2 protein-coding genes and 1 pseudogene are annotated in these 1,259 nt (G+C 68.8%); 2 read left to right on the top strand and 1 reads right to left on the bottom strand.

What is annotated here, in order from left to right:
• A partial coding sequence (locus ACFWPJ_RS33230; protein WP_378857549.1) for a low molecular weight phosphatase family protein occupies window positions 1-606 on the top strand: 606 nt, incomplete at its 5' end.
• A gap of 94 nt (window positions 607-700) precedes the next feature.
• Window positions 701-1,108 (top strand): hypothetical protein, encoded by a 408-nt coding sequence (locus ACFWPJ_RS33235; RefSeq protein WP_378857551.1) that lies wholly within the window; start codon window positions 701-703, stop codon window positions 1,106-1,108.
• Window positions 1,109-1,117: 9 nt separating this feature from the next.
• Here the strand turns inward: ACFWPJ_RS33235 and ACFWPJ_RS33240 are convergent.
• A pseudogene (locus ACFWPJ_RS33240) lies at window positions 1,118-1,259 on the bottom strand (acyl-CoA thioesterase II); the annotation flags it as partial.

A 1,259-nucleotide genomic window follows, 5' to 3' on the forward strand; every position in this document is an offset into this window, starting at 1 on the left:
GTCTGCAACTCCAACGTCTGCCGTTCGGTGATCGCCGAGCGGCTCACCCTGGCGTTCGCGGCGGACAACGGCCTATCCGGGCTGACCGCGGAGAGCGCGGGGACGCGCGCGCTGGTCGGCTTTCCCCCGGAACCGCTGGCCGCGGAGACCATCGCCAGCCTCGGCGGCGACACCACCGGATTCAAGGCCAGAAAACTCAAGCCCGAGATGGTCGACCGCGCCGACCTGGTGCTCGCGATGACCGAATCACTGCGCGATCAGGTGGCCCAGCTCTCCTTCGGTGTCGGCCCGCGCGTCTTCACCCTCGCCGAGGCGCACCGCATCGCCAAGGTCACCGGCGCGAAATCCATTGCCGCACTGGACCGCGCCCGCGACGATCTGGCCTACGTCGGCCGGGAGAACATCGCCGACCCGATCGGCCTGTCCCCCGAGGCCTTCCTCGAAGTCGGCGACCAGATCGCCGAACTGCTGTTCCCCCTGCTGCAGGCGCTCGCGCCGCATGAGCAGACCAAACTCTCCGGCGACGACGAGCACCCCGGCCTGGTGATCGAACCGGCGCCCGCGCGTCCGCTCTCGGCCTTTCTGGCCGCCCAGCGCAGGCGCTGAGCGCAAGGCTGTTCGCCGGCCGCCCGAGGGATTACACTTCGGCGCGGACGTGCTGTTCCCCTTGCTGGTTCGACACACGACAGGAACTTCAGACATGCCGAAACGCATTTCGGATGTTTCGCTCCATGTGTATGTGACACCGGAAATTCTCGACCGCATCGTCGCCAGTGTCCGGACGGTCCTCGACGACCATCTCCAGGACCGCGACGTGTTCGCCTGGCGGTTCACCCTGCCCGTCGACGCGGCCGATCCCGTTCATCAGGAACTCGAATCACACTGGCGCGGTGCGCATCCCGGCGCCGAACCGGGCACCGAGACCACCTCCGAGATCGCGCTCAGCCTGGTCGGCGATCCGGCCGACCTCACCGACACCGATATCGCCGGCCTCGAGCACAGCCTGGCGCTGGCGGTGTACGGTGCGGCTACCGACGCCGTCGCGTTCGTGCTGCGCGCGGACCAGCGCACCGACGTCGAGCTCGAACTCGACCGCGAACACCGCTGAGGCGCGCGCTCAGCGGGCCGGGAAGTGCCGGATGACGCCTTCCTGCACCGTGGTCGCGCGCAGTACCCCACTGCGCGAATAGAATCGGCCGGTCGCCAGGCCACGCGAGCCCGCCGCGACCGGTGATTCGGTGGCGTAGAGGGTCCAGTCG

Origin of the sequence: Nocardia sp. NPDC058497 (genome assembly GCF_042720195.1) — a bacterium.
In the GTDB taxonomy this organism is placed as follows: Bacteria; Actinomycetota; Actinomycetes; order Mycobacteriales; family Mycobacteriaceae; genus Nocardia.